The organism is Elusimicrobiota bacterium (assembly GCA_041660925.1).
Taxonomy (GTDB): domain Bacteria; phylum Elusimicrobiota; class Elusimicrobia; order UBA1565; family UBA1565; genus JBAZUV01.
Genome location: JBAZVI010000009.1, coordinates 168,486 through 190,257 on the forward strand (window position 1 = coordinate 168,486; position 21,772 = coordinate 190,257).

The window sequence follows — 21,772 nt, forward strand, 5'->3', positions numbered from 1 at the left end:
GACCCATGGACATGACGCTGCTGGGCAAGACGATCGGGGACGGGCGTCCCTGCTTCATCATCGCCGAGGCCGGGCTCAACCACAACGGGGACATGGGGATCGCGAAGAAGCTCATCGCCGCCGCCAAGGACGCCGGCTGCGACGCGGTGAAGTTCCAGAAGCGCGAGGTGGCCGAGCTCGCCGTCGGCAAGGTCCTCGACGCGCCCGACGCGCGCTTCCCGGCCTTCGGCGCCACTTACCGGAAGATCCGCGAGCACCTCGAGTTCGACCGCGCGGAGTTCGGCGAGCTCATCGCCTGCGCGCGCGAGCACGCGCTCCCCTTCTTCTGCACCGCCTTCGACATCCCCTCCCTCGAGTTCCTCGAGTCCCTGGGGATGAGCGCCTACAAGCTCGCCAGCCACAGTCTCACGAACCTCCCGCTCCTCGAGCGCGCGGCCGCGCTGGGCAAGCCGGTCGTCCTCTCCACGGGCATGGCCCATCTCGAGGAGGTCGACCGGGCCGTGGAGATCTTCAAACGCGGCGGCTCGCCGCTGGCCCTGCTGCACTGTGTTTCCTCCTACCCGACCCCCCCCGAGCAGGCCAACCTCCGCGCGATGGACACGCTCCGGGCCCGCTACGGCGTCCCTGTGGGATACTCCGGGCACGAGCTCGGCACGCTCGCGACCCTGGCCGCCGCCGCCCGCGGCGCCGGCATCGTCGAGCGCCACGTGACCCTCGACCGCGCGATGCCCGGCTTCGACCACAAGCTCTCCGTCGCGCCCGACGAGCTCAAGCTCATGGTGCGGCAGATCCGCGAGATCGAACTCTCCCTCGGCGACGGCCGCAAGACCCTGCTGCCCGTCGAACAGGTCACCCGCGACAAGTACCACGTCTCCTGGGCCACGAGGACGTCCGTCCGCGCGGGCCAGCGCGTCACCGCGGACATGCTCTGCCTGCGCAACCCCGGCACCGGCATCCCCGCCTTCGAGAAGAGCCGCGTCCTCGAGCGCAAGGCGCGCGTCGACATCCCCGCCGACACCCTGCTCGCGTGGGACATGCTGGAGGACGCGTGAGCTCGCCCCGCGTGCTCGCCGTCACGCTGGCCCGGGGCGGCTCCAAGGGCGTCCCCCGCAAGAACATCCGGACGCTCGCGGGTCTGCCGCTCATCGCCTACACGATCCGCGAGGCGCTGCGCTCGAAGCTCATCACCCGCTACGTCGTCTCCACCGACGACGCGGAGATCGCCGACGTCGCCCGCGCGCACGGGGCCGAGGTCCCCTTCCTGCGCCCCCCCGAGCTCTCGACCGACACGGCCTCCTCCAAAGACTGCCTGAAGCACGCGGTGGAGTTCATGGAGCGCCGCGACGGCTGCCGCTACGACTTCGTCATCGAACTCATGTGCACGCACGCCTTCAAGACCGCGGAGGACATCGACGCGGCCCTCGAGAAGCTCGTCTCCACGGGCGCGGACTCCGTCATCGGGATGGCGCGCCTCTACGACCACCACCCCGCCCGCATCAAGCGCATCGAGGACGACCGCATCGTGGACTTCTGCGTACCGGAGGTCCTCGACTCCCGCCGCCAGGACCTGACGCCCCCGGCCTACATCCGCAACGGCTCCATCTACGCGATGAAGCGGGACGTCCTCATGGTCCAGGACCGCCGCTACGGCACCGCCGACTCGCGGCCCTACGTCTTCCCGCCGGAACGCGACGTCAACATCGACGACGAAGCGGACTGGCACGCCGCCGAGTTCCTGATGAAGAAGCTCATCGCCGCCAAGGAGCGCTCGCATGCCTAGACCCCGCATATTGGTCACCGCGCCCATCGACCATCTCCCCGAGACCCGCCGTGTCCTGGAGGCGGCCGGAGAGGTCCTCTACTTCGACCACCCGCCGCGCAAGGAGATCCTCCCGCTCCTCGCCGACGTGGACGCGATCTTTCCGAACACGAAGATGATGCTGGACCAGGAGATCGTCGACGCCGCGCCGAAGCTGAAGGTCATCAGCACGCCGTCGACGGGGACCGACCACATCGACAAGGACTACTGCGCCCGCCGCGGCGTCGAGGTCCTCTCCCTGACGAAGGACCTCTCCGTCCTCGAGACCATCACCTCCACCGCCGAACACGCCTTCGCCCTGACCCTCGACATCGTGCGCAACATGCCCTGGAGCTATCAGTCCGTCCTCGAGGGCGGCTGGGACTACACGAAGTTCCGCGGCCGCGAGCTCCAGGGCCGGGTCGTCGGCATCGTGGGCTACGGCCGCCTGGGGAAGATGTACGCGCGCTTCGCCCGCGGCTTCGACATGAAGGTCCTCGCGACGGACCCCAACGTGAAGATCGCCGAGCCCTGGGTGGAGCAGGTCTCCCTCGACGAGCTCCTGAAGCGCTCGGAGATCATCACCCTCCACGTGCACCTGCGTCCCGAGACCCGCCGCATGGTCGACCGCTCCTGGTTCGAGCGCATGCGCCCGGGCGTCTACCTCATCAACACCTCCCGCGGCGGGCTCATCGACGACGAGGCCCTGCTGGCGGCGCTGGAGTCGGGCAAGGTCAAGGGCGCCGGCCTCGACGTCCTCGAGGGCGAGATCGAAGGGGACATGAGCCGGCACCCCGTGGTGCAGTACGCCCGCACCCACCGCAACATCATCATCACCCCGCACTGCGGCGGGATGTCCATCGACGGGCAGCAGAAGGCCTTCACCCACGCGGCGCGCAAACTGGCCCGTTTTTTCGATGAGCACCGCTGAAAACACCGCGACGGAGCTGCTCCTGGCGCGGGCCCCCTCCTCCCGTGCAGGAACGGTTTCGCTCTTCCCCGGGCCGCAAGGCGGCGGGGTCTCCTTCTCTCTCGACGAACTCCTGGACTTCTCGACCCACGCATCTCGACTCTACGCCGCGCTGACCGCCGCCGCCGGACCGGCGCTGGCGCACCGCCTCGGAGTCCCGGAACCCGCCGCCGCGGTGCTGACGCGCCGCACAATCGTCCCGCTCACCCACTGTTTCATGGACCGCCTCCTGCGCATGGACCGCCTGCTGCGCGGGCGCACCGTCCCGCTCGCGGTCTGGGGAGGGACGGAACTCCCGCCCCCCCCCGACATCGAGGCCTTCATGGCGGGGGCCCTGTCATCGCCGGCCTTCAACCAGGGCATCCTCCGCCGGCTCGCCCCGGTCTGGGGGCTGTCGGTCGACGGCCGCGAGAACCCCTTCGAGCCGGAGGAGCCCGCTCCATCGACCGACGCCCCCGTGAACCTCAACTTCAAGCTCAAGCGCGCCCTCGGTCCCGCGGCCTGGACCCGGAAAGCGCTGAGCAGGATCCTTGGGCACGGGCTCTCGCGTATCTGCGGCGGCATCCCGACCCTGTCGATGGCCTACAGCACCGACGCGCTCAAGGAGAACGGCTTCTACCTCCGCCGTCTCCACGCCCTTCCGAATGACTGGCCCGTGCCGACATTGCCGCGCGACACCACGTTGCGCACCGGGACTCTGCAGCCTGCCCTCGCAGCCGCAGGGGCCGCCCTCGAGGCGTTCCTTCTGGAATCGGGTATCGAGGCCCCCGCGACGCGCACGCGAGCCCTGCGAGCCTTCATCGATTACGTCTCCGACCTTTTCCCGTCCTCCTTCCTCGAGAGCATGCCGTCCTGCTTGGGCCGATGCACGCGGATCCTCTCCCCGTTGCGCGACCGCCCGCTTCTCGTCGCTGAGACGACAGACACCCGCTCGACCTACATGATCGCCGCAGCGCACGCACTAGGGATGCGGGTCGTCGGCTGCCAGCACGGAGGGCATTACGGCTACCTTGAGAACTTCGTCGACGCCTGCGAGCTCGAGTATCCCCTCTGCGACGACTACGTCTCCTGGGGATGGACGAGACTGCCGGACGCCCTCGCGGCGAAAGATCCCCGTGTAACTCCCCTGCCCAGCCCCTGGCTGAGCGAGCGGGCTCGCTTCTGGGCCAAGGCCCGTTCCTCCGCCGCGCCGTCCTTCGACCTGCTGCTCATGAGCAACAAGATCAAGCCCTTCTCGCCGGCGCCGACGGGCGGGATGATCTCCCGCATCGACACGGCCGAGGCTTATCTGGCCTCCCTCGCGGACCTTTTCCGCGAAGCGGCGCGTCGGAACGTCCGGATCCTCCATAAGCCATACAACAAGGAGACCGTACGACTCTTCCAGTCTCAGTTCCAGGAATTCGAACGCCTGGGCGGAGACCGCTACCGTCTCTGGGACCGCTTCGACAAGGGACTCACCCCGGAACTGGTCTCCCTCTGCCGGATCGTGCTCTGGGACCAGCCCGGGACCGGCTTCCTCGAGTGCCTCGCGAGCGGCATCCCGACGATGGTCTACTGGCCGCGCGTGTACAACCGCGAAGACCCAGCGGCCGCCGCAGCCTTCGCGCGGCTCGAAAGGACCGGCTGGGTGCACCGCAGTATCGAAGCGCTTTTCGCCGAACTCGATGCCTTCAAGTCGGCCCCCGATGCATGGATGAGCGACCCCGAGCGCCGCGCGGCCGCTGAGGCGTTCAGCCGCGCCTACGGCTGGCACGCATCCGATTGGCCCGCGCGATGGAAGGAGTTCCTCTCGACCCTATGAGCACCACGCACGCCGACATCCGCAACTCCGCCTGGCCCTGGAAGGAGACTCTCTCGGTCTGCCGGGACTTCCAACTGGGAACGGCCCGCGCTTGGACGCTGCTGGGGCTCTGCTACCTGCTCACGCCCGTCAGCGCCGTCGTCGACGGCCTGAGCTGGGTGCTCCTCGTCAACATGTTCTCCTCCCGCGTCGGAATGGCCGGAGCGGAGACCGACATGGCGCTGCTCCAGCCCCTCCTGCGTTCCCCGCTCCTCGCGCAACCCGACGCGATGATGGAGCTCGTGGCCGCCCTCTTCCTATCGAGGGCCGCCCTCACCGCGCTGACCACGAGCCTCGACGCCATGCTCGCCGCCGAACTGCGCCGCCGCCTCCAGGAGGAGGGCTTGTCCCGAGTCATAACGGGACGCTGGGAACAGCTGCGCCACCTCCACGTCGGGCAGCTGGTCGGCACGCTCACCGAGGAAGCGGCGGTCTTCTCCAAGTTCGTGATGTCGGCGGCCCGTGCGGGCTTCAGCCTCATCACCTTCCTCATGCTCGGCGGCATGGCTCTCGCCGTCGCCCCCGGCCTGACCGGGATCGGGCTGCTCGTCGCACTTCCCGCCTGGTTCGTGCTCAAGTCCCTCTACTCCCGTCAGGCGCTTCTCTCCGGAGACCTGACCTTGGCCCGGCAGGGCTTCGCCGCGGACATCACGGAGCGTCTCTCCGGCCTCTATCAGATCAAGGCCTTCGGGGATACATCCCCGCATCTGCGCGCCGGCACGCGGCGACAGGAGGCCTACACGAACACCGAAGTCTCCATCGGCCACTACACGGGCCTCATCGCTGCGTTCAACCCCCTGCTCTTCCCCATCCTCATGGCGGCCTACTACCTCTGGACCCGAGGGCACGGACACACGCTGACCGGAGAACTCCACGTGATGGGCAGCGTCGGGGTGCTGGGCTACCGCGCGGTCTCCCAGCTCAACGGCCTGGTTGCGGCGGTCGGAAACCTCACCCGGCTGGCCGGCTGCGTCGCGCCCCTGCATCGTCTTTGCGCGCTCCTTCCCGAGCCCCCCCGCGAACCCCTCCCAGAGCCCCTACGCGGGATACGGCTCGAGGGATTGGGGTATACCTACAAGAAGCGCGCCGTGCTCCACGATCTCGACGAGACGCTGGAACCCGGGCGCATCATCCTCGTCAGCGGTCCATCCGGCTGCGGTAAGACCACGCTCGCGAATCTCATCGCGGGCCTCCTGGAGCCGAGCGAGGGGAGCGTGCACTACGCGGGGCGCTCCGGACGCAGCTACTCCGCACGCGCCTATCGCGCCCGCATCGGCTACGTCACGCAAGACATCCACCTTTTCCGTGGGACGGTGCGCTTCAACCTCGATCCCCGCGAAGGGCTTCCGGAGGCGGATCTCCGCCGCTCTCTGGAGCAGGCCGGAGCCGCCGCTTTCGTCGAACGGATGGGCGGCTTGGACGCCGAGGTCGCGGAGGCGGGACGCTCCCTCTCCGGCGGGGAGAAGCGGCGACTGGCCATCGCGGCGACCCTGGCGCAGGGGGCCGACTGCCTCATCCTCGACGAAGTGACCAACGGCCTCGACGGCGCCAGCCGCGACGCGCTCCTCGAGACGGTGGCCGCCATCAGCCGCGGCGTCCTCGTCGTCGCCATCTCGCACGACCTGGCCGCATTCTCGGCGGTCGACCCCCGCGTCATCCGGCTGGACGCCGCGCATCCCCACCGGGACCCCGTCCCTTGAGCACGCTCCACATCGCCGCGGGTCCGGGCCGTCGCGTCATCGGACCGGACGCCCGCGCCCTCTGCTGCGACTGGGAAGCTTATGACGCTCTGCGCGGACTCTGCGACGCGGGCGCCTGGGAGGACGAAATCCCCTCCGATCGAGCCGACCTGGTCATGGAGCGCTGCCGCGACTGGACCGCCGGCTGGCGCTTCGACGCGGACGGAGACATGACGCTCTTCGCCGGCGTTTCCCTCGGGGAGTCCTATCAATGGCTCCTTTGGCTGTATTTCGCGTTCCCGGCATGCAAATTTTCCGTCGCCCTCGAGGAGGCGCTCGCGCGCCGCAGGCCGTCCGTGCTGCGCTGCGAAGACAGCGTCCCTCGACTCTTTCGGGACGTCCTCGACGAGGAGGCGCGCAAAATCGGTCTCCGCGTCGAAACGGTCGCCGCCCCGGCCCGCTCGACCCTGCCGCCGCCCTGGCGGATGCCTCCCATGGAGCTTGCGCCGCTCATGCGTTTTGCGGGCGCCGCGGTCAACGCGGCCGGCGCGGTCGCCGCGCGCCGCGGCCGGCGAGATGTGTGGACCTGCTACTACCATGTCCTCGAGCCCGTCTGGCGCAGAGCCTCGGAATCGGGACACCCATTCCGTTGGCTATTCGCGAACTCCCCCTCCAGGCGGCTGCTCCCGACGATCGTTCGGGGAGGAGGCGGTCTGCTGCTGGAACATCGGACCCCTCCGGCCTTTCGTCCCGCCGAATCGCGGGCGCTGGAGGACATTCGCGCTCGCTGGCGCGCGGCCCGCGAGGGTCCCGGCGTCCCCCCCCCCTTGCGCCCTCATCTTGACGCGTGGTTCGCCGACATGCTCCCAGCCCTTGCCTGGGGCTGGCTCCGGCTTCAAGCTCGCTGGGAACGCTCCCGCCCCGCCCTCCTCGTCCTTCCCTTCGACGGGCCCTCGCTGCAGTTCTTCCTGCAGACACTCGCACGGAGGGACGGCGTCCCCTCCGTGATGTTCCTTCACGGGCTGCCCTTCCACTACCGTCTCGACGCTGAACACGGAAAGTCATCCACCTTCCTCGTCTGGGGCCCCGAGCAGGAGAGGATCTATCGCGAAGGCAGCGCCCGCCTCGAACGCGGGCCTCGGATCGAAAGGACCGGCAACCCTCATTTCGACCTCATGACCGCCCCTCGTCGCTCCGCCCCGTTCCGTCGGCTCCTCGCCCTGAGCTGCCCGGTCAACATGCTTTCTCCTCTCGCCAGGACCATCGACCCCGAGCGCTACGCCCTGGAGACTCTGTCCGCGGCGGCTGATTCGGGGGAATGGGAGATCTCCTTCAAGATCCATCCTTCGGAATCCCTCGAACGCTACCGGCGCCTGCTCGGACGCCGATTCCCGAAGGTGCGGATCCTTAAGGCCGAATCCGTCGCTCAGCTCATCCTCGAGAGCGACCTCGTCGTCGGTCCGGTCTCGACGGCTCTGATCGAGGCCATGCTTTTGCGTCGGGCCGTGTTCTGCGTCAACCTCACGCGTACGCCCTTCCCGCCCCCGTGCGACGGACGCTGGGGGATCCTCCTCGCCAACGACCCGTCCTCCCTGCGCGAACGACTCCGCTCGTTCCTGAAGGACCCTGGCAAGGTGCAGGAGGAGGCGCTCGCCGGACAGGAACGCGCCCTCGACGCCTTCGTCGGCCCCCGCGACGGCCGCAGCACGGAGCGCTTCCTCGTGCGGTTGCGCGCGGAACTGCGCCCTTCGGAAGCCTTTGCTAGAATACCGGAGAGTCCCGAGGATTCCTCGGCCGCGGAGGCGCGTCCCTCATGAACCCGATCAAGACGATCCTCGTCACCGGCGGCACGGGACTGCTCGGCAAGGGCATGGAGGAGACGGCTCCTCCCGGGTTCAGGATCCTCAGCCTGCATCAGCGCGACTACAAAGTCCGGGATTCCAAAGCGCGCCATCTGGTCCTCGACATCCGCGACCGCCGCGCCGTAGAGAAGCTCTTCGCCCGACACGCCTTCGACGCCGTCATCCATGCCGCCGGCATCGCCAGCGTGGACTACGTTCAGCGCCATTATGCGGAGAGCCTTGAATCCAACCTCGTCGGCACCCTCAACATCTCCTCGGCCTGCCGGCGATGGAACCGCTACCTGACCTACGTCTCCACCAACGCCGTCTTCGACGGGAAGCGCCCGCCCTACGGAGAGGACGCTCCCCTCGACCCCGTGAATAAATATGGCCGCCTTAAGGCGGAATGCGAACGCCTCGTCGCGGAGACCCTCAGCGCCTACTCCATCGCGCGTCCGATCCTCATGTACGGCTGGAACCACCCCGTGACCCGCCCGAACACCGCGACCTGGATCTACGACAAGCTTTTGCGCGGAGAGCGCATCGACATGGTCGACGACGTCACCGAGAATCCGCTCTACAACCTCCAGTGCGGCCGCGCCCTATGGGCGATGGTGCGCAGAAAGCCCGCGGGAGTCTTCCACCTGGCGGGCAAGGATTCCGTCGACCGTTACCGCTTCGCCCGCGCGGTGGCCCGGACCTTCGGGCTCGATGCCGCCCTCATCCGCCGCGTGAAGAGCACGCACTTCCCGGACATCGCGCCCCGCCCGCCGAACACGACGCTCCGGACCCGTCGGATGGAGGAGGAGTTGGGCGTCGCGCCGATGACCCTCGCCGAGGGCCTCTCCGACATGAAGTCCCGCATGAGGATCACGGCTTGAGCGTCCCGAAAGTCTCCGTCGTCATCCCGGCCTACAACGCCGCCCGCTTCATCGTGGGGACGCTCGAAACCATCCGCGCGCAGACCTTCAATGACCACGAGACGGTCGTCGTCGACGACGGGTCGTCCGACGACACGAAGGCGGTGGTCGACGCCTTTCTCTCTCGCCATGGACTTGCCGGGACCTGCATCCGCCAGTCCAACAAGCGGATCGCCGGGGCTCGCAACACGGGGATGCGCGCGGCCCGGGGAGAGTTCATCGCCCTCCTCGACCACGACGACCTATGGTACCCCGAGAAGCTGGCCAAGTGCATGTGCGCCTTCGCCGAGCATCCGGAGGTCGACCTCGTGGGGCATCATATCGACATCCTCCGCAACGGCCGCCGGCTCCGTACCGCACGCAAGGGCCCGGCCGCTCCGGACATGTACGAGACGCTCCTCCTGAAGGGCAACGCCCTCGCTCCCTCGGCGGCGGTCTTCCGAAAGGAGAAGGCCCTCTCCATCGGCGGCTTCCGCGAGAACCCCGAGTTCAACACCGTCGAGGACTATGATTTCTGGATGCGCCTGAGCCGCGTGGCGCGCTTCCACTTCATCGACGAGGCGCTGGCGGGCTACGCCGTCGTCGACGACTCCGCATCGAGCCGCGTCGACTACCACCACGGGAACCTGGAGACGCTGCTCCGCGAGCACTTCGCCTCCCGCTTCGGCCCGCACCCGGACCTCCTCCAGCGCCTGCGCATGCGCCGACGCCTCTCCGCGGTCTACCGCTCTGCGCTCGGCCAGCTCCTGGCTGCGGACGTCCCGCAGTCCAAGCGCACGGAGTACGCTCTCAAGATGCTCCGTGCCTTCCCCTGCGACGCGAAGAACCTCGTCCGGACCGTACAGTGGATCCTCGCCTGGAGACCGGTCCGCCCAGGCCCTAAACCCGCGCCATGAACTTCTCGTCCCAATCCACCGGCGCGCCGGGAGAAAAGACCATGATACGCAGCGAAGAAGTCGACTACACGCCGTTCGAGAATTACCTCGGGAAGCCGCGTCCGTGCGCTGTCTGCGGCGCTTCGGACAAGAAGGAATCCTGGGCGCGCAGCGGAGTCTTTCATGCGGTCCGCTGCCGCGGCTGCGGCCTCGTCTGGATCGATCCGTTCCTGACGGAGGCGGGCTTCGCGAAATACTACACCGACTACATCGCATTCCGCCTCAAGAACAAGAAGAAGATGGAGCAGCGCTCGCGGATGTACGAGCTGGACGGCGATTTTCTGCGCCTTTTCGTCCAGCGCGGGGAACTCCTCGACGTCGGCTGCAGCGCCGGATTCTTCCTGGAGAAGCTGGGGGACGGCTTCTCCAAACACGGCATCGAGAAGGACCCCGCCGCGGTCGCCCTGGCCAGAGAAAGGAATCCCGCCATCGGCGCCGTCATCCAGGAGGGTGAGCTGGGGAAGGACGATCTGATCCCAGGGAGCTACGACGTCATAACGATGCGCGGGGTCATCGAGCATCTCCCGGACCCCCGCATGGCGGTCCGCCGCGTCGCTGAACTGCTGCGACCGGACGGCTGGTATTATGTCACCGCGACGCCGAACACCGACAGCTTCTGCGCCGAAGCCTACCGCGAAAAATGGAACCAGTTCGACCCCATCCAGCACATCTACTGCTTCAGCGCCAAGACGCTCGGCCGCCTGTGCGGGGAGTTCGGCTTGAAGCTCGAAGCCCAGGCCTATCCGTACCTCGAGACGCCCTATGCCTCTCCCGAAGAGGATTACGCGCAGCTCAGGCGCGATCTGCAGCTGATCCAGCAGGGCCGCCGCAACGAAGTCGGACGAAGCCCCGCGTTCTGGGGGAACATGATGACGCTGATCTTCAGGAAGAACGCCTAAGCGTCCGCCGATTCGGCGCCCGCTGCCGGACCCTCAGGAAATACACTCCCGGCAGCCCTTGAGACACGCGGCCCGCTTTTCCCGGTGGATCTTCCGGATCGCCTCGAGCTTCGCGCCGTGCCAGATGTCCTTGAGGCTGGATTCATAGATGTTCCCGACGACCAGGTCGCCCTCGTTGTTCTTGCAGCAGGGCCACACGGAACCGTCCTGATTGATCCCGAGCCGTCGCCAGGGGTCGGGACACGTGAAGCCCTCGATGTCCACGCTCTTGCGGTAGACCCGCTCGCCGGACTCCAGCCCCAGCGGGTTACGGTACTCCCGGATCCCGATGGAATCGACGATCTTCAGCCAGAACTCCTGGAACTCCTCCACCTCGTCGGCGTTCTCCTTCATCAAGACCATCTGGGCGCGCACCAGCGGAAGGGGAGAGCCCAGTTCCTTTCGCAACTCCATGAACCGCCGGATGTTGGCGAGCACCTTGTCGAACTTGGCGCCTTTGCGCAGCCGTTCGTAGCGCTCGGCCCGACAGCTGTCGAGCGAGATGTTGAGCTGGTCCAGCCCGGCCTGAATGAGGCCTCGGGAGATCTTCTCGGTCAGGGGCGTCGCGTTCGTATGGAACATGATGTCGACGATCCCTCGCTGATGGGCATAGTCGACCATCTCGACGATCTGTTTGTGCAGCAACGGCTCGCCGAAGAGATTGAGGTTCACGGCATAGAGCCCGTTCTCGGCCCCCTCGTCGATGATCCGCTTGTAGACGTCGAAGGGCAGGAAGAAGCTGGTGGGCTGTCTCCCGTTCTCGATCATGACCGTCCGCGGGCACATGGGGCAGAGAAGGTTGCACGCCGTGGTGACCTCGATGTCCAGGTGCATCGGGAAGTCCGCAACGATCAGCCCTGCGGGGTTGGCGGCCCATTTCCGGCGGTACTCGATGTAGCGCGGGTCGGCGGCCTTCGGGTGCGCGCGCACCTTCCCGATGACTTCGAATCCCACGTTCTCCACTGGCTTGTCCATGATCTCCGTCCTTCAATCGCGTCGAATGAGGCCGCGCCCGCCCTCGCGGGCCGAGCGCTCCGACCTTCATCCATATTATAGCTTGTGCCCCCGCGGCATGCTCGGGATGCCCTCCCGGCGAAATCGACCGCCGACGCGAGAAATGTTAGAATCGCACGTATGGACGAGACGTTCCCAAAAGAGTGGACGGAATTCCGCAGACGGCTCGCGCAGGGCGAGATCCTATCGCCCAAATCCGATCTATGGGAAGGCCTCATCCGCGACTTCCCCATCCCCTCAGACGCCCCCGGAGACGACGCCTCTCTCTTCCAGACGCAGATGACCCGCAACTATAACTTCCTCCTCGCGACCGCAGAGACTCCTGCCATCCGATTGAAGAAGGCTTGGTTGTGGACGACCTTCATCGTCTCCGTCCTGTTCGCGCGTGCGGCGAGGATCCTGTGGGACCGCAACCTGAATCCCCGCTCCTTCGAACATCTGATGGGCTACCCTCGTTTCCCGCGCTTCATGAAGCGCCTCGGCCTCTGGAACGGATACCTCCGCTTCTGCGCCTCGCTGGGAATCGCCGCCGACAGCTTCAACACGGCGCAGATGTTCTGGATCTCCGAGCGGATACTTTCGATCCCCTCGCTGCCGAAGACCGGTCTTCGCGTCCTCGAGGTCGGGGCCGGGACCGGGAATCTCGCGATCATGCTCGCCAAGCGGACCGGAGCAGGACTCTACGTCATCGTCGACCTCCCCGAGATGCTGCTCTACTCCTCCCGTACGGTGCGGCATTTCCTCCCCGACGTCCCCGTCCGCTTCGCACCGCCCGTCGACAAGAACGGGACCCTGACGCTCCCTTCGGAAGGCTTCTTCTTCGTCCCCCATCAGGACGCCGACCGACTGCCGGCCGACTCCTTCGACCTCTGCATCAACATCAATTCCTTCCAGGAGATGCTCCGCGAGCAGGTCGCAGGCTACCTCGCCCTCTTCCAGCGCTCCGCGCGAACCGGCGGGCACATCGTCACGAGCAATCGCCGCAAGCCGATGAAGGGCTTCGACAACAACCCTCTCTGCTACCCTTATCGCCCCAATGAAGTCCTTCTCTGGGAGACGGACCCGTTCATGTACGAAGTCCTTCGCTGGGACCGCCCGGACTCCTCGCTCTTCCGCGTCGAGCGCGTCCGAAAGTGAGCTCTCGGAGACACCCTCTATGACCTGGAAGAACACAAAGGTCCTCGTCACCGGCGCGGGCGGCTTCATCGGGAGCCACTTGACCGAGGAGCTCGCCCGCCGGGGAGCCCGGGTCCGGGCGCTGGTCCGCTACAACTCCCGCGGCCACTGGGGCTTCCTCGAGCAACTCCCGAAGGAGCTCTCCACCCGCGTGGAGATCCGTCCCGGGGACATCACCGACCCCTCCTGCGTCTCGGAACTCGTCGCGGGGCAGGACGTCGTCTTCCATCTGGCGGCGCTCATCGCCATCCCGTACTCCTATCACGCGCCCTCAAGCTACGTCGCGACGAACGTCGGCGGCACGCTCAACGTCCTCGAAGCCTGCCGCCGCCATCGCACGGCCCGACTCGTGCACACCTCGACCTCCGAGGTCTACGGGACGGCGCGCTACGCGCCCATCGACGAGGAGCACCCGCTCCAGGGCCAGTCCCCTTACTCCGCGACGAAGATCGCGGCCGACCAGCTCGCCCTGAGCTTCTACCGCTCCTTCGGGCTCCCCGTCGCGGTCTGCCGGCCCTTCAACACCTTCGGCCCCCGGCAATCGGCCCGCGCCGTCATCCCGACCATCGCCGCCCAGCTCCTGGCGGGGGTCCCCGCCCTGAACCTGGGCTCGCTGACCCCTGTGCGAGACTTCAACTACGTAGAGGACACCGTCTCGGGCTTCCTCGCCGTCGCCGCCTCGAAGAGCTGCGTGGGCGAGGTCGTGAACATCGGCTCCGGCCGCGGGGTCACCATCGCGCAGACGGCCGCCCTGCTCCTGCGCCTCACCGGCGCCCGAACCGCCATCCGCAGGGAGACCGCCCGCGTGCGCCCCAAACGCAGCGAGGTCTTCAAGCTGGTCTGCGCGAACGCGAAGGCCCGCCGCCTCGCCGACTGGCGGCCGCGCTGGACCCTCGAGGAAGGCCTCGTGCGCGTCGTCGATTACGTCCGCTCCCATCGGGACGAATACAAGGCCGACCTCTACAACCTCTGATATGCAGGCCGTGATCCTGGCGGGAGGGAAAGGCACGCGGCTGCGACCGTTCACGGCGTCCCTCCCCAAGCCGCTCGTCCCCGTCGGAGACTACCCCATCATCGAGGTCGTTCTGCGGCAGCTGCGCGCGCACGGCTTCAAGGAAGCGGTCATCTCCACCGGGCACCTGGCCGAGCTCATCGAAGCCTACTGCGGCGACGGGAGGCGCTGGGGGATGAAGCTGCGCTACGTGCGCGAGACCGAGCCGCTCTCGACGGCCGGCGCCCTCAAGCTGGTCCGCGGTTTGAAGAGCGATTTCCTGACCATCAACGGAGACGTCCTCACCACCCTCGACTTCCGCGCGCTCTGGAAGGCGCACCTGCGCGGCAAGGCGGCGGCGACCCTGGGCGCGTGCGAACGCGTGACACGCTCCGACTTCGGCATCCTCCATCTCGATGACGAAGACCGCCTGCGTGCCTACACCGAGAAGCCGACGCAGCGATATCTCGTCAGCATGGGCGTCAACGTCTTCCGCCGCGACGTCCTGCGCTTCATCCGCCCGGACGAAGCCCTGGGCATCCCCGACCTCGTCGCCCGCCTCCTGGCGGCGGGGGAAAGCGTGCAGGGCTACCGGAGCCGCGCGGACTGGCTCGATATCGGGCGCCCCGAGGACTACGAGGCCGCCCAGGAACTCTTCGGCGATCCGCGGCGGCGCTCCCGCTACCTGCGCTCATGACGACCCTGGTGACGGGGAGCAGGGGGTTCCTCGCCTCCCATCTCGTCGCCGAGCTGCGACGCCGGCCGCACGGACGCCTCGTGCTCCTCGACCGTCTCCCCAGCGCCGGCGCCGTCTCCTGCGACCTACTCGATGCCGAGGCCCTGCGGCGGCTCATGGCGCGCCTGAGCCCGAAGCTCGTCTTCCATCTCGCCGGCACGACCGGTTCGCCCAGCTTCGACGAACTCTGGAGCCTCCACGTCCGCGCGACCCTGAACCTCCTCGAGGCCCTGCGGCCGCTCGGCCTCGGGACCCGCGTCGTGCTCTCCGGCTCCTCCGCCGAGTACGGGACGGTCCCCGCGGGCAGGCCCGTGCGCGAGGACGACCCGACGCTCCCCCTCACGCTCTACGGCGCGACGAAGCTCGCGCAGACGCTGGCCGCCGAGCCCTTCCAGCGGGACGGTCTCTCCATCGTGACGGCGCGGATCTTCAACGCCGTCGGCCCCGGCATCCCCCCGCGTCTCGCCCTCGGCGCCTTCGCCGAACAGCTCGCGGCCATCGAGCGCGGCGCGCACGCGCCGACGATGAAGGTCGGGAGCTTGACCCCGCGCCGGGATTTCGTGGACGTGCGCGACGTCGCGCGCGCCCTTTCCGCCCTCGCCCGACCCGCCGTCGCGCCCGGCGTCTACAACGTCTGCTCCGGCCGGGCCGTGTCCGTCGGAGAGCTCCTGCGGGGGCTCATCCGCCTCGTCGGGAGGGAGGTCCGCCTCGAGGCGGACCCGGCGCTCCGCCGCCGCGTCGACCTGCCGCTTATGATCGGATCCTACCGCAAGCTCCAGGCAGCCGCCGGCTGGGAGCCCCGCATCTCTCTCGAACGGAGCCTGAAGGACACCCTGGACTGGTACCGCGCGCGCCGAAGGGGATGAGCGAAGCGTTCGACCGGGCCCAGGTCGTCATCCTCAGCAGCATCGACTGGGACGCGGCTTGGCAGCGCCATCAGATCTTCGCCGCGCAGTTCGCCGAGGCCGGCCACGAGGTCTTCTTCGTTGAGAACTCCGGCTTCCGCAACCCGGGGCTCACCGACCTGCCGCGCCTGCGCGCGAAGCTGCAGCACACGGTCTTCCCGCAGGAGACGAGTCGGGTCAACAGCATCCCCCCCGGCCTCCACGTCATCCCGCCGCGCATCCTTCCTCCGACGACGAGGATCTTCCGCGACTCCAACCGCGCGCTGTTCGTCCCCCAGCTCGCGGCCCAGCTCCGCCACATGGGGATGCGGCCACATCCGCTCGTGGTCTGCTACTTCCCCACCGCCACGACCCTGGAACTCCTGGACCTGCTCGCCCCGCGCGCGGTCGTCTACGACTGCGCCTCCAACTTCCGCGCCCACCCGCAGGCGCCCGCCGACTTCCTGGACCTCGAGCGCGCGCTCCTGCGCCGCTCCGACGTCGTGGTCTGCGACTCGGACTTCCTCTTCGCCCAGAAGCGCTCCGAGCACGGCCGCGTCGTGCAGATCCACCAGGGGGTGTCCGAAGCGTTCTTCGAAGCCGCCCCTCCGTCGGGCGGCTTCAAATCGGCATGCTACTACGGGACCTGGGGGCAGGACCTCGAGCCCAAGCTCCTCGAGGCGCTGACGGCGGCGGGCCTGTCGGTCACCGTGAGCGGCTTCACCAAGGGCGACCCGCCGCCGCTGCCGCCCGGCGTGACCCGCCTGCCGCCCGCGCGCCGGGAGGACCTCGTCTCCCGGCTCCAGGCCTTCGACGTCTTCGCCCTGCCCTATCGCATCAATCCCTTCCTCCTCGGGGTTATCCCGGCGAAGATCTACGAATGCCTCGCCATGGGCCGGCCCGTCATCGCGACGCCCCTGCCCTCCCTGCTGCCGCTGAAGGGGCTCATCCACATCGCCGAGACGTCGGACGAGTGGTCCGCCGTCGCCCGCCGCCTTCCCGAGACCGAGACGCCGGAGTTGCGCCGCGCGCGCATCGCGCTGGCCCGCGAGCATACCCATGCCGCCGAGTTCCGCCGCTTCCGGGAGACGGCGCGCGCGGCCTGGGAGTCGGCGCCCGCGGTCCTCGCCGAGCCGCAGAGCCGGGAGCGCTGGTGGGAGGGAAAGCACGCCCAAGCCTTCCTCCAGGGCTTCACCTGGATCGGCCTCCTCTACGGTCTGGCCAAGGCCTCCACCCTTCTCACGCAGATGGTCGCGGGGAGGATCCTCGGCCCCCAGCAGTTCGGCAAGGCCAACCTCGTCGTGGCCGCGGCCGCCTTCCTGCAGATCGCGCCGATGCTGGGCTTCCCGCTGGCCTTGAGCAAGTTCCCCTCCGCCGAGCCCTCAGAGGAGCGCCGCCGCCTCCTCATCTCGACGACCCTGAGCGTCTTCGCGCTCTGGGCGTTCCTCTGCCTGGCGGCCTTCATGCTGGGCCATCAGCTGCTGGCGACGACGCTGCGCGTGCCCGACGAGACGCTCGTCTACGCCATCATCTTCGCCTTCTGCACCGCCGTCTACATCGTGGTCTCCAGCCCCCTGCTCGGCCTGCGGCGCTTCGCCCAGCGCGGGATCGCGGAGATCGTCTACGGACTCTCCGCCCCCGTGATCATGACCGCGCTGTTCCTCGGAGGCCTTCGCGACTACCGCGTCATGATCGCTGCGCTCTGCCTGAGCCTGCTGGGGGCCGCGGCCTACGCGGGAGGGAGCCTGCGCGGCTTCCTCCGCCCCGCCTTCGACCGCGAAGCCTTCAAGACCGTGATGGGCTACGCGGCGGTCGCGACCCTCAACCTGCTCACCGCAGCCTGCGTCGTGGCGCCCGGCCGGCTCCTGCTCCACCGCTGCGCCTCGCCCCACGAGGTGGGGGTCTTCAGCGCGTATTTCACCGCGACGGCCCAGATCAGCCTGGCGCTGCTCTATTCCCTGAGCGCCGTCATCGTCCCGCTCGCCAGCAGCCGGGACGGGCAGTCGGAAGCCTGGGGGACCCTGCGGCGGCTGGGCCTGCCGCTGCTGCTCGGGACCTCCGTCCTGTTCATCCTCACGGCGCTCGCCGCGCTCTTCGTCTTCGGGCGGAACTACCCGCTGCGCTGGGAGTGGGTCGCGCTGTTCGCCTTCACCGCCGCGCTGATCCTGCTCCACGGCATCATCGGAGCGGTCTTCTCGGCACGGGATTTCGCCGGCCTGCGGGTCTCGGTGACGGGGAACCTCATCGGAGGGCTCGGCAACGTCGGATTGGGCTGGATCCTGGTCCCGGCCTTCGGGATCCCCGGGGCGGCCGCCGCGCTGGCCGGTTCCTACATGCTCGGGCTGGCGTACTACGTCGTGCTCGCCCCGCGCGAGGACTGAAGCAGGCGGTACTTCAGCTCCGCAACCTTCCAATCCTCTTCCGTGTCGATGTCCTGGGCCTCGGACTCGGGGAGCTCCAGCGGCAGCGTGTGCTCGGCGAAGAGTCTCCCGCTGCGCAGGAAGTTGGCGACGCGGAGCCAGTAGAATTGTCCCGCGTCATGATACGCCGGCTCGAGATCCTGGGAACGGGCCGTGAGATTCTCCGGCATGATCATGGCGAGCCTCCCATGCTCGATTCGCAGCGCCCGCTGGATCGGGTAGCCGAAACGGACGACCGGGACCACGGAGTCCGCCGTACTCCCGGAGAGGAGTCGGTATCCGGAGAGGAGGCGCTCTGGAATGATGAACGGAGCCGCCGGATAGATACAGCAGGCGAAATCGAAGCTCTGGCCCGCATCCGCGTAGCACTCGAGGACTTCGCGGACCGCATCTGCGGTCGATGCGTGGTCGTCCGAAGCCCTCCCAGAACGCATGAATGGGACCTCCGCCCCGAGACGTCGCGCCGTCTCCGCGATCTGCTCGTCGTCGGTCGAGACCATGACTTCGTCGAAGCAGCCGGCTTTCATCGCCGCCTCGACCGTATACGCGAGGATGGGACGTCCCAGGAACTCCCGGATATTCTTGCGGGGGATCCGCTTGCTGCCGCCGCGCGCGGTGATAATCGCCACTGAGCTCATTGCCGTTGCCTCGAGGCGTTATGATACCATGCGCGGGTGGAGTTGTCCGAGCGATGAAGCCCCTCCTCGTCTTCTACTCCGACTGCCCGGTCTTCGGAGGCGCCGACATGCTCGTCGCGCACCTGCTCGCCGACCCCGGGATCCGCTCCCGCTTCGAGACGGCCATCCTCCATCGCAGCCATCCCGCCTTCGACGAGGGCGCCGCGCGCTTCCTTCCTCCGGGGACACGCCGCATCGGAGTCTCCCTGCCGGACCGCGTGCAGAGCGTCCAGGCCCTCGAAGCGCGCTGGGGCCGCGGCGCGCGCCTGAGCGCCGCGAAAATACTCTGGCGCCTCTTCGACGCGCTCCTCTTCCCGTACGCCGTCCTCCGGCTGTGGGCCGTCCTGCGCGCCCTGCGCCCCGCCGTCGTGCACGTCAACGACGGCGGTTATCCGGGCGCCCTCGGCTGCCGCGCCGCCGTCCTCGCGGCGCGCCTCGCCGGCGCGCGCGTCCTGCTGGCCGTCCACAACCAGACGCGGCCGCTCTCCCTCCCCGCCGACCTCCTGGACCTGCTCGTCGACCCTTTCGTGGGCCGCGCCGCGGACCTCCTCGTGACCGCCTCGAAGACCGCGCAGGACTCGCTCGCGGCCCGCCTGCCCCGAGCGAAGATGCGCATCGTCCCCGACGGCGTCCCCGTCCCCCGCGTCGCCCGCGCCGCCGCGTCGGTCCGCGCCGAGCTCGGCGCGGCGCCCGGCCGTACGCTCTTCGTGACGACCGCCTTCTTCGAGCCCCGCAAGGGGCACCTCGTGCTCGTCGAAGCCGCCCGTCGCCTGCCGCCCGGCTCGGCGCGCTTCGCGCTCATCGGCAGCGGGCCCGAGGAGGAAGCCGTCCGCGCCGCCGTACGCGCGGCGGGGCTCGAGGAGAGTTTCGTGTTCCTCGGCTATCGGCCCGACCACGGGGAACTCCTCGCCGCCGCCGACGCCCTCGTCCTGCCCTCCGTGCACTCGGAGGACATGCCGCTCGTCCTCCTCGACGCGATGGCCCTGGGCAAGCCGGTGGTCTCCACGCGCCTGGCGGGGATCCCCGCCGCGGTCGAGGACGGCGTCACGGGCCTCCTCGCGGAGCCCGGGGACCCCGCCGGGCTCGCCGAGGCGCTGCGCCGCCTCTGCGCGGACGCCGCCCTGCGCGCGCGCCTCGGAGAGGCGGGCCGGCGCCGCTTCGCCGAACGCTTCGAAGTCTCGGGCATGGCGCGCGCCTACGCCGCGCTCTACGCCGCGCTCCTCGGAGATTGATATAATGCCGTCCTCCATGGCCGCTTCTCCCGCGCGACGCATCCCCCTGCAGGCGCCCTGCGTCGGACGCGCCGAGGCCGAGGCCGCCGCCCGGGCCGTCCTCGACGGCCATCTGGTCGGCCGCGGTCCCATCGGCATCGCCCTCGAGGAGCGCATGTCCTCCGACCTCGGAGTCCCCCACGTCCTGCTGACGACCTCCGGCTCGCACGCTCTCGAGCTCGCGATGGCCGCGCTCGGGCTCCGCCGGGGCGACGAGGTCATCCTTCCGTCCTTCACCTTCTCCTCCGTCGCCAACGCGGTCCTCCGCCAGGGCGCCCGCCCGGTCTTCGCCGACGTACTCCTCGACGACCTGAACCTCGACCCCGCCGACTGCGCGCGCCGCCTCACGCGCCGCACGAAGGCGGTCGTCGCCGTGCACTACGCCGGCGCCGCCAGCGACATGGAAGCCCTCGGCCGGCTCTGCCGGCGCAAGGGGCTCGCCCTCGTCGAAGACGCGGCCCACTCCGTCGGCGCGCGCTGGCGCGGCCGCCCGCTCGGCACGATCGGAGACGCCGGCTGCTACAGCTTCCATGGGACGAAGAACATCGCCTGCGGCGAAGGAGGGGCGCTGCTGACCGGCTCCTCCTCCCTCGCACGGCGGGCGGAGTGCTTCCGCGAGAAAGGCACCAACCGCTCCGCGTTCCTGCGCGGCGAGGTCAAGAAGTACACCTGGGTCAGCGAAGGCTCGAGCTTCGTGCTCTCCGACGTCCTCGCCGCCGTGCTCGGGGTCCAGTGGGGCCGGGTCCGCGCCGTCAACGCCGAGCGCGGGCGCCTCTACGCGCTCTACCTGCGCGAGCTCGCCGCGCTCGAGGACGCCGGGCACCTGCGCCTGCCCCGCGTCGCCCCCGGCTGCGAGTCGAGCTGGCACATCTTCCACGTCCTCTTCCCCGACCGCCGGACCCGCGACCGGGTCCAGGCCGCGCTGAAGTCCGAGGGGATCGGAGCGGCTTTCCACTACCAGGCCCTGCACGCGGCCCCCTTCGCGCGCCGCGTGCTGGGAGTGAAAGGTCGCCTCCCCGTCTCCGAGAGGGCGACCGACACCCTCCTGCGCCTGCCGCTCTACGCCGGGCTCCCCGAGCGGGACGTGCGCTTCGTCTGCGCCGCGCTGCGCCGGGCGCTGGGAGTCCGATGAGCGCGCGCGTCGTCCTCGACCTCGGCTGCGGCAACCGCAAGACCCCGGGTGCCGTCGGCGTCGACTGCAACCCCCGCACCCAGGCCGACGTCATCCACTCCCTCGAGGTCTTCCCCTACCCCTTCCCGGACTCTCACGCCGACGAGATCGTGATGGACAACAGCTTCGAGCACCTCGACGACCCGATCCGCGTCCTCGAGGAGCTGCACCGGGTCGGCAAGCCCGGCGCCCTCGTCCTTCTGCACCTCCCTTATTTCCGAGCGCACTGGGCTTTCAACGACCCCACCCACAAACGCTTCTACTCGGCCGAGACCTTCCATCACTTCGACCCTTCGCACCCCTACAGCGCGCTCTACCCTTATTCCACCGCCAGGTTCCGCGTCGAGTCCGTGACCTTCAACGAGCGCATCCGGCGCGGGCCGCTCCGGACCCTCGCGAAGGCGTTCGCCAACCGCTGGCCGCTGCGCTACGAGGACCTCCTGAGCCACCTCGTGCCGCTCGACGAGCTGAGCGTGCGCCTGCGCGTGCTCAAGTGAGAACGGTTCCGCGC

At 68.7% G+C, this 21,772-nt stretch carries 19 protein-coding genes; 17 read left to right on the forward strand and 2 right to left on the reverse strand.

The window, feature by feature from the left end:
* The first annotated feature begins 5 nt into the window (after positions 1 to 5).
* The 9 genes from WC969_13060 to WC969_13100 are packed head-to-tail and all read left to right on the forward strand — an operon-like array spanning position 6 to position 10,882.
* On the forward strand, positions 6 to 1,052 hold the full coding sequence (locus tag WC969_13060; protein MFA6030780.1) for an N-acetylneuraminate synthase family protein: 1,047 nt from the start codon (positions 6 to 8) through the stop codon (positions 1,050 to 1,052).
* Positions 1,049 to 1,780, forward strand: a complete 732-nt coding sequence (locus WC969_13065; GenBank protein ID MFA6030781.1) for an acylneuraminate cytidylyltransferase family protein — start codon at positions 1,049 to 1,051, stop codon at positions 1,778 to 1,780. The genes WC969_13060 and WC969_13065 overlap by 4 nt, the downstream gene beginning before the upstream one ends.
* Entirely contained in the window at positions 1,773 to 2,729 is a 957-nt protein-coding gene (locus tag WC969_13070) for an NAD(P)-dependent oxidoreductase (protein ID MFA6030782.1), read from the forward strand. Before WC969_13065 ends, WC969_13070 begins: the two co-directional genes overlap by 8 nt.
* Positions 2,716 to 4,569, forward strand: a complete 1,854-nt coding sequence (locus tag WC969_13075; protein MFA6030783.1) for a hypothetical protein — start codon at positions 2,716 to 2,718, stop codon at positions 4,567 to 4,569. Before WC969_13070 ends, WC969_13075 begins: the two co-directional genes overlap by 14 nt.
* Positions 4,566 to 6,308 carry an ABC transporter ATP-binding protein gene (locus WC969_13080; protein MFA6030784.1) on the forward strand — a complete coding sequence of 581 codons (1,743 nt, stop codon included), beginning with the start codon at positions 4,566 to 4,568 and terminating at the stop codon, positions 6,306 to 6,308. Before WC969_13075 ends, WC969_13080 begins: the two co-directional genes overlap by 4 nt.
* On the forward strand, positions 6,305 to 8,104 hold the full coding sequence (locus WC969_13085) for a hypothetical protein (GenBank protein ID MFA6030785.1): 1,800 nt from the start codon (positions 6,305 to 6,307) through the stop codon (positions 8,102 to 8,104). The genes WC969_13080 and WC969_13085 overlap by 4 nt, the downstream gene beginning before the upstream one ends.
* Positions 8,101 to 9,009 carry an SDR family oxidoreductase gene (locus WC969_13090; GenBank protein ID MFA6030786.1) on the forward strand — a complete coding sequence of 303 codons (909 nt, stop codon included), beginning with the start codon at positions 8,101 to 8,103 and terminating at the stop codon, positions 9,007 to 9,009. The genes WC969_13085 and WC969_13090 overlap by 4 nt, the downstream gene beginning before the upstream one ends.
* Positions 9,006 to 9,944, forward strand: coding sequence for a glycosyltransferase family A protein (locus WC969_13095; protein ID MFA6030787.1), 939 nt, complete (start codon positions 9,006 to 9,008; stop codon positions 9,942 to 9,944). The genes WC969_13090 and WC969_13095 overlap by 4 nt, the downstream gene beginning before the upstream one ends.
* 41 nt (positions 9,945 to 9,985) lie before the next feature.
* Positions 9,986 to 10,882: a class I SAM-dependent methyltransferase gene (locus tag WC969_13100; GenBank protein ID MFA6030788.1), complete on the forward strand. Its 897-nt coding sequence runs from the start codon at positions 9,986 to 9,988 to the stop codon at positions 10,880 to 10,882.
* A gap of 33 nt (positions 10,883 to 10,915) precedes the next feature.
* Here the strand turns inward: WC969_13100 and WC969_13105 are convergent, their stop codons facing one another.
* The gene (locus WC969_13105; GenBank protein ID MFA6030789.1) at positions 10,916 to 11,896 is read right to left on the reverse strand and encodes a radical SAM protein; all 981 of its coding nucleotides are present in this window, start codon (positions 11,894 to 11,896) and stop codon (positions 10,916 to 10,918) included.
* 159 nt (positions 11,897 to 12,055) lie between these two features.
* Between WC969_13105 and WC969_13110 the strand changes: the two genes are divergently transcribed.
* Genes WC969_13110 through WC969_13130 form a run of 5 tightly spaced genes read left to right on the forward strand, consistent with a single transcriptional unit; the run spans position 12,056 to position 18,103 of the window.
* Positions 12,056 to 13,072, forward strand: coding sequence for a putative sugar O-methyltransferase (locus WC969_13110; GenBank protein MFA6030790.1), 1,017 nt, complete (start codon positions 12,056 to 12,058; stop codon positions 13,070 to 13,072).
* Positions 13,073 to 13,091: 19 nt separating this feature from the next.
* Positions 13,092 to 14,084 (forward strand): SDR family NAD(P)-dependent oxidoreductase, encoded by a 993-nt coding sequence (locus tag WC969_13115; GenBank protein ID MFA6030791.1) that lies wholly within the window; start codon positions 13,092 to 13,094, stop codon positions 14,082 to 14,084.
* A gap of 1 nt (position 14,085) precedes the next feature.
* Positions 14,086 to 14,799: a sugar phosphate nucleotidyltransferase gene (locus WC969_13120; GenBank protein ID MFA6030792.1), complete on the forward strand. Its 714-nt coding sequence runs from the start codon at positions 14,086 to 14,088 to the stop codon at positions 14,797 to 14,799.
* Entirely contained in the window at positions 14,796 to 15,704 is a 909-nt protein-coding gene (locus WC969_13125; protein MFA6030793.1) for an NAD-dependent epimerase/dehydratase family protein, read from the forward strand. The genes WC969_13120 and WC969_13125 overlap by 4 nt, the downstream gene beginning before the upstream one ends.
* The gene (locus tag WC969_13130; protein MFA6030794.1) at positions 15,701 to 18,103 is read left to right on the forward strand and encodes an oligosaccharide flippase family protein; all 2,403 of its coding nucleotides are present in this window, start codon (positions 15,701 to 15,703) and stop codon (positions 18,101 to 18,103) included. Before WC969_13125 ends, WC969_13130 begins: the two co-directional genes overlap by 4 nt.
* On the opposite strand, the gene pseF is transcribed toward WC969_13130, so the two are convergent.
* A complete protein-coding gene (pseF, locus tag WC969_13135; GenBank protein ID MFA6030795.1) occupies positions 18,073 to 18,780 on the reverse strand; it encodes a pseudaminic acid cytidylyltransferase in 708 nt (235 codons plus the stop codon). The genes WC969_13130 and pseF overlap by 31 nt on opposite strands.
* A 53-nt stretch (positions 18,781 to 18,833) precedes the next feature.
* On the opposite strand from pseF, the gene WC969_13140 reads away from it, so the two are divergent.
* From WC969_13140 to WC969_13150, 3 genes are read left to right on the forward strand one after another with little or no spacing between them, the layout of a single operon-like run.
* Positions 18,834 to 20,051, forward strand: coding sequence for a glycosyltransferase family 4 protein (locus WC969_13140; protein ID MFA6030796.1), 1,218 nt, complete (start codon positions 18,834 to 18,836; stop codon positions 20,049 to 20,051).
* Positions 20,052 to 20,067: 16 nt separating this feature from the next.
* Positions 20,068 to 21,222, forward strand: a complete 1,155-nt coding sequence (gene rffA, locus WC969_13145) for a dTDP-4-amino-4,6-dideoxygalactose transaminase (protein ID MFA6030797.1) — start codon at positions 20,068 to 20,070, stop codon at positions 21,220 to 21,222.
* On the forward strand, positions 21,219 to 21,758 hold the full coding sequence (locus WC969_13150) for a methyltransferase domain-containing protein (protein ID MFA6030798.1): 540 nt from the start codon (positions 21,219 to 21,221) through the stop codon (positions 21,756 to 21,758). The genes rffA and WC969_13150 overlap by 4 nt, the downstream gene beginning before the upstream one ends.
* The last annotated feature ends 14 nt before the right edge of the window (positions 21,759 to 21,772 follow it).

Excerpts from the sequence above, each read along its gene's own strand:
- WC969_13060 (MFA6030780.1), top strand. The coding sequence starts at position 6 with ATGGACATGACGCTGCTGGGCAAGACGATCGGGGACGGGCGTCCCTGC.
- WC969_13070 (MFA6030782.1), top strand. The coding sequence starts at position 1,773 with ATGCCTAGACCCCGCATATTGGTCACCGCGCCCATCGACCATCTCCCC.
- WC969_13075 (MFA6030783.1), top strand. The coding sequence starts at position 2,716 with ATGAGCACCGCTGAAAACACCGCGACGGAGCTGCTCCTGGCGCGGGCC.
- WC969_13080 (MFA6030784.1), top strand. The coding sequence starts at position 4,566 with ATGAGCACCACGCACGCCGACATCCGCAACTCCGCCTGGCCCTGGAAG.
- WC969_13090 (MFA6030786.1), top strand. The coding sequence starts at position 8,101 with ATGAACCCGATCAAGACGATCCTCGTCACCGGCGGCACGGGACTGCTC.
- WC969_13100 (MFA6030788.1), top strand. The coding sequence starts at position 9,986 with ATGATACGCAGCGAAGAAGTCGACTACACGCCGTTCGAGAATTACCTC.
- WC969_13105 (MFA6030789.1), bottom strand. The coding sequence starts at position 11,896 with ATGGACAAGCCAGTGGAGAACGTGGGATTCGAAGTCATCGGGAAGGTG.
- WC969_13110 (MFA6030790.1), top strand. The coding sequence starts at position 12,056 with ATGGACGAGACGTTCCCAAAAGAGTGGACGGAATTCCGCAGACGGCTC.
- WC969_13115 (MFA6030791.1), top strand. The coding sequence starts at position 13,092 with ATGACCTGGAAGAACACAAAGGTCCTCGTCACCGGCGCGGGCGGCTTC.
- WC969_13120 (MFA6030792.1), top strand. The coding sequence starts at position 14,086 with ATGCAGGCCGTGATCCTGGCGGGAGGGAAAGGCACGCGGCTGCGACCG.
- WC969_13125 (MFA6030793.1), top strand. The coding sequence starts at position 14,796 with ATGACGACCCTGGTGACGGGGAGCAGGGGGTTCCTCGCCTCCCATCTC.
- WC969_13130 (MFA6030794.1), top strand. The coding sequence starts at position 15,701 with ATGAGCGAAGCGTTCGACCGGGCCCAGGTCGTCATCCTCAGCAGCATC.
- pseF (MFA6030795.1), bottom strand. The coding sequence starts at position 18,780 with ATGAGCTCAGTGGCGATTATCACCGCGCGCGGCGGCAGCAAGCGGATC.
- WC969_13140 (MFA6030796.1), top strand. The coding sequence starts at position 18,834 with ATGAAGCCCCTCCTCGTCTTCTACTCCGACTGCCCGGTCTTCGGAGGC.
- rffA (MFA6030797.1), top strand. The coding sequence starts at position 20,068 with ATGGCCGCTTCTCCCGCGCGACGCATCCCCCTGCAGGCGCCCTGCGTC.
- WC969_13150 (MFA6030798.1), top strand. The coding sequence starts at position 21,219 with ATGAGCGCGCGCGTCGTCCTCGACCTCGGCTGCGGCAACCGCAAGACC.